At 67.1% G+C, this 4,831-nt stretch carries 5 protein-coding genes; 3 read left to right on the top strand and 2 right to left on the bottom strand.

The features are described 5' to 3' along the window. Window positions 1-85: 85 nt before the first annotated feature. The gene (gene tadA / locus AC5RW2_RS40435) at window positions 86-571 is read right to left on the bottom strand and encodes a tRNA adenosine(34) deaminase TadA (RefSeq protein WP_494031991.1); all 486 of its coding nucleotides are present in this window, start codon (window positions 569-571) and stop codon (window positions 86-88) included. Between the two features lie 23 nt (window positions 572-594). Here tadA and upp point away from each other — a divergent pair, with 23 nt between their 5' ends. The 3 genes from upp to AC5RW2_RS40450 all read left to right on the top strand — a co-directional run bounded on the left by upp (window position 595) and on the right by AC5RW2_RS40450 (window position 3,193). Further along, window positions 595-1,230, top strand: a complete 636-nt coding sequence (gene upp / locus AC5RW2_RS40440; protein ID WP_494031990.1) for a uracil phosphoribosyltransferase — start codon at window positions 595-597, stop codon at window positions 1,228-1,230. A 570-nt stretch (window positions 1,231-1,800) separates the two neighbouring features. Beyond that, window positions 1,801-2,610 carry a winged helix-turn-helix domain-containing protein gene (locus AC5RW2_RS40445; RefSeq protein WP_494031989.1) on the top strand — a complete coding sequence of 270 codons (810 nt, stop codon included), beginning with the start codon at window positions 1,801-1,803 and terminating at the stop codon, window positions 2,608-2,610. A gap of 58 nt (window positions 2,611-2,668) precedes the next feature. Beyond that, entirely contained in the window at window positions 2,669-3,193 is a 525-nt protein-coding gene (locus AC5RW2_RS40450) for a SixA phosphatase family protein (protein WP_494031988.1), read from the top strand. 3 nt (window positions 3,194-3,196) lie between these two features. On the opposite strand, the gene AC5RW2_RS40455 is transcribed toward AC5RW2_RS40450, so the two are convergent. Continuing rightward, window positions 3,197-4,645: a dihydrolipoyl dehydrogenase family protein gene (locus AC5RW2_RS40455; protein ID WP_494031987.1), complete on the bottom strand. Its 1,449-nt coding sequence runs from the start codon at window positions 4,643-4,645 to the stop codon at window positions 3,197-3,199. Between the last annotated feature and the right edge of the window lie 186 nt (window positions 4,646-4,831).

A 4,831-nucleotide genomic window follows, 5' to 3' on the forward strand; every position in this document is an offset into this window, starting at 1 on the left:
CGCGGCAGAAGCGGATCGACGGCCTGCGCACGGCGGCCGGCCAGCGTTGACCAAGCCGGCTGGCCGGGACCGCGCCGGTCAGCCGCTAGCGGGCAGCATCACGGTGTGCGCTGAAGAACTCGGTGAGCAGCTCCGCGCACTCGGCCTCCCGCACGCCCGGGAACACCTCCACCCAGTGGTTGAGCCGGCGCTCCCGCAGGATGTCGAAGACGGAACCGGCGGCGCCGGCCTTTTCGTCCCAGGCGCCGAAGACCACCCGCGGGATCCGCGAGAGCACGATCGCCCCTGCGCACATGGGGCAGGGTTCCAGCGTGACCACCAGGGTGCAGCCGTCCAGCCGCCACTCGCCGAGCGCCGCGGCGGCCTGCCGGATCGCCACCACCTCGGCATGAGCCGTCGGGTCTCCGTGCGCCTCCCGTTCGTTCCAGCCGGTCGCCAGCACGCCGCCGTCGGGTCCTATGACGACGGCGCCGATCGGCACATCGGCGGTGGCGGCCGCACGTTCGGCGGCGGCCAGGGCAAGCCCCATCCAGCCCTCGTGCCGGCTGCGCTGGTCCCTGTGGTCGCTCATATCCTCAATGGTAGTTTTGAGCCATGCGCGTTCTGGTTGTGGATCATCCCCTTGTTGCCCATAAGCTCACTGTCCTGCGGAACAAGGAGACGCCCTCGCCGGTCTTCCGGCAGCTGACCGAGGAACTCGTGACCCTGCTGGCCTACGAGGCCACCCGCGAGGTGCGCACGGAACCGGTGGAGATCGAAACGCCGGTCACCAAAACGGTAGGCACGGCCTTCACCAAGCCCACCCCGCTGGTCGTTCCCATCCTGCGCGCCGGGCTGGGCATGCTGGAAGGCTTCACCCGGATGGTGCCGACGGCGGAGGTCGGCTTCCTGGGCATGGCCCGCAATGAAGAAACCCTGGAAGCGGTCACCTATGCCGAACGTCTGCCGGACGACCTGACCGGCCGGCAGGTCTTCGTGCTGGATCCGATGCTGGCCACCGGCGGCACACTGCGGGAAGCCATCAAGTTCCTCTTCCTGCGTGGATGCGTGGACGTGACCTGCATCTGCCTGCTGGCCGCCCCCGAGGGGCTGGCGGCCCTGGAGGAACAGCTCAGCGGCCTGAAGGTGACGATCGTCCTGGCGTCGATCGATGAAAAGCTCAATGAGTCCGCGTACATCGTCCCCGGACTGGGCGATGCGGGGGACCGCCTGTACGGGGTCGTGGGATAAGCCCGGTGGCTGTCCGCCCGCGCAGACAGCCGGCCCAAGGTGCCCACATGCTCGGCAGAATAAACGAGAGAAAGATCACACCCCGGAGAATTTGCAATCCCCGCCCGCATTTGCCTCGCAATCCGGTTTGTCTACAGCAGGGCCTCGTGTGCCCCTCAGGCCTCCAATTGGGCATGTCCAATTAGACGATCTGCAAAAAAAGCCGTTTTCGGTAGACAGTATTTTTAGAACGAGTGGTCAAATAAACGCCTGAATTGCCATTTGTCTAACGTGACAGGGATCACTGGGCGAGGCGGGTGTCTCAGCATATGAGACACGGCTCTCTGTGTTACTTGCGCGTATTGCTTTATTACGGGCATCATCCTTGTTGTGAACATCTCAACAGCATCTGCAGCCGCAGTAATCCGTTCGGGCCACCCCGCCGCCATGGATTCGTGCTGTTGGCGAATGCAGGCCTAAAGCACCACCCAGATTTAGCCGTTTCACCGCCCGACGCAGGGCCGATCCCATCGCGGTCGGGCATCCCAAGCATTCGTGCCGTGATGACGGCAATTCACAGAAGGTACTTACATGTCAGTAGCATCCGGATACGTCCACATCTCACTGCGCAATGCGCAGAACCGGGCCGCGGGCCAGCGCCAGCAGCACTCCGCACGGCAGCTTCCCGCGCAGGCCGGCTACCGGCCGCTGCATGCTGTGCCGGCTCAGGATGCGCAGCCCATGACCGAACCGACGCCGGTGATTGCGAATGTCGGCCAGGGTGTCCAGCCGGTCGCGCAGGACAATGTGGCGCGTGGCTTCGTGCTGTACGTCGGACTCGATGAGGACGCGGCCAAGGCCGCCGGTACTTCGCTGACCAAGCTGGCGCAGGAAATCCGCGCCCACGTGCAGCAGTTGGTGCCGTCCGCGCAGAGCTATGCCGCGGTGGCCCTGGCGCCGTCGGACGCCCCCGGTGACGACATCGACGTCGTACGCAACGCTTTCGGCGATCCAACCGTGCGCCGCCAGCGCACCGAGCCGGCCCGCCCGGTGGTTCCCCAGCCTCAGACGCCGCGCCCCAGCGGAGTGCTGATCGACCTGTCCCGCCGCGAGGTCCATCTGGACGGCGAGACGCTGAACCTGACCTTCAAGGAGTTCGAGCTCCTCAACTACCTGGTGGAGAATGCCACCCGCACGGTGTGCCGCGAGGAACTGCTCAGTGGGCTGTGGCGCAATGCTGAGGAAGTGCCGAACGAGCGCACCATCGACGTGCACATCCGGCGCCTGCGGTCGAAGCTTGGCCGCCTGGCGAATACGGTCCGCACGGTCCGCGGCCAGGGTTACCGCTTCTACGAGCATCCCGAGGTCGTAGTCTGGGCGGCTCCGGAATACTCCATCTAAGGGCTCCGCAGCGCGGGTGTTTTCGCGGCGTCATCCCGGGCCGCACTAGACTGGCCGCATGAGCCGGCACCATGTGAAGAAACTTATGCTGATGCGCCATGCCAAGTCCGCGTGGCCGGTAGGGGTTTCGGACCAGGACCGGCCGCTGGCCCAGCGCGGGCACAATGAAGCGCCGCTGGTGGGCAAATGGATGCTGGAGCACGACGCCGTGCCGGACTACATCCTGTGCTCCTCCGCGCTGCGGACCCGGCAGACCTGCACCTGGGTGTGCGACCAGCTGGGGGACAAGGCGCCGACGCCCAAGCTGGAGGAGCGGCTGTACCACGGCGACGCCACGCAGGTCCTCAACGTCATCAACCATGTGCCGGACACGGTGACCAGCCTCCTCGTCATCGGACATATGCCGGTGGTCCAGGAGCTGGCCATGCGGCTGGCCTCGGTGAAGTCGGATGAAGACGCCGTGATGGATATGGCGTCCCATTACCCGACGTCCGGGCTGACCGTGATGGAGCACGAACTGAGCTGGGCGGAACTGGACGGCCGGGACGCCAAGGTCACCGATTTCATCGTGCTCCGCAAATAGCGGTCACATTCCGTACTTTTCCAGCAGACGCAGCCAGACCTCGCTGATCGTGGGGTAGGAGGGCACGGCGTGCCAGAGCCGGTCCAGCGGCACTTCGCCGACGACGGCGATGGTCGCCGCATGCAGCAGTTCGGCAACGTCCGGGCCCGCGAATGTCACCCCGGCCAGCACCTTCCGGTCCTCATCCACCACCATCTGCGCCCAGCCCCGGTAGCCGTCGGCATGGAGCGCTGAGCCGGCCACCGAGATCGGCAGTTCGGTGGCGCTGGCGTTCAGCCCCCGTTCACGCGCCTTCTCCAACGTCAGCCCGACCATCGCGACCTCCGGATCGGTGAAGACCACGGACGGCACGGCTGCCTCGTCCGCGGTGGCGGCAAACCGGCTCCAGCGGCCGGGTTGCGGCCCGGAGTCCGCCGGATCCAGCTCGCCGGCGGCCCGCGCCGCGATGGCGTCCCCGGTGGCCCGGGCCTGGTACTTACCCTGGTGCGTCAGCTGCGCCTTGCCCGCGGCATCACCGGCTGCATACAGCCAGCCGCCGCCAAACCCCGCGACCAGGCCGCTGGCATCCACCGTGAGCTTTCGTGGATCCACGCCCAGTTCTTCCAGCCCGATTCCGGCGAGGGCCGGATGCCTGCCGGTGGAAACCAGGAGCCTGGCCGCGGAGACGCGCCCGCCGCCGGACAGCGTCAGGTGCGTGCCGGCGTCGTTCTGTTCCGCTTTCTCCACATCCGTGTGCAGCCGCACGTCCACCCCGTCCGCGCGCAGCCCGTCCTCCACCAGGCGGCGTGCGGGCTCCGGGTACTTGGTCAGCAGATCGCCGCGGGCAATCAGCGTCACCCGGGAGCCCAGGCGGGCGTATGCCTGCGCCAGCTCACTGCCCGACACTCCGCCGCCCATCAACAGCAGGCTCTCCGGCACTTCCTGTGCGGCGGTTGCCTCCCGGGTGCCCCAGAATTCCACCGCGTCCAGTCCGTCGACCGGCGGGATGGTCGGTGCGGAACCGGTGGCCAGTACGACGGCGTGGCGCGCCGTGACCAGGGTCGCGGAACCATCGGCGCCGGTCACCTCCACGGCACGCTCGCCTGCGAGGCGGCCCCTGCCGCGGAGCAGTTCGATGCCGGCGCCGCGCACCCACTCGACCTGGCCGTCGTCGTTCCAATGGGAGGTAAAGCCATCCCGCCGCTTCAGGACAGCAGCGGTATCAAGCCGGCCCGTCACCGCCTGGGCTGCGCCCGGGACGTGACGTGCTGCATTCAGCGCTGTTCCGGAGCGCAGCAGGGCCTTGGACGGCATGCAGGCCCAGTACGAGCATTCACCGCCGACCAGGTCCGATTCGACAAGGATGGTCTTCAGCCCGCCGCGGGCGGCGCGGTCCGCGGCATTCTCACCCACGGCGCCCGCCCCGATTACGATGACGTCGGCCTCAAGTGCGGATTCGGAAGTGGCAGTCATGGTCCGAGCCTTGCACTCAGCCCGGGACGAGGCAAGGGCTGTACTTACGGTTCGCTGATCGTGAAGGAATCCGTAAAGGCGCGCGGCCTGACCGGTACAAACCGCGCCTCGAGCCGGTCCGCAGTGACGGTGATGTCCAGGATCCCATGCGTGGGATTGGAATTCTGGCCCGACCCGCTGGCGAAG

Source organism: Arthrobacter sp. B0316-1-20, assembly GCF_059091865.1.

What these genes read in the sequence shown, in the direction of transcription:
- tadA (WP_494031991.1), bottom strand. Translation starts at nt 571, where the DNA reads ATGAGCGACCACAGGGACCAGCGCAGCCGGCACGAGGGCTGGATGGGG.
- upp (WP_494031990.1), top strand. Translation starts at nt 595, where the DNA reads ATGCGCGTTCTGGTTGTGGATCATCCCCTTGTTGCCCATAAGCTCACT.
- AC5RW2_RS40445 (WP_494031989.1), top strand. Translation starts at nt 1,801, where the DNA reads ATGTCAGTAGCATCCGGATACGTCCACATCTCACTGCGCAATGCGCAG.
- AC5RW2_RS40450 (WP_494031988.1), top strand. Translation starts at nt 2,669, where the DNA reads ATGAGCCGGCACCATGTGAAGAAACTTATGCTGATGCGCCATGCCAAG.
- AC5RW2_RS40455 (WP_494031987.1), bottom strand. Translation starts at nt 4,645, where the DNA reads ATGACTGCCACTTCCGAATCCGCACTTGAGGCCGACGTCATCGTAATC.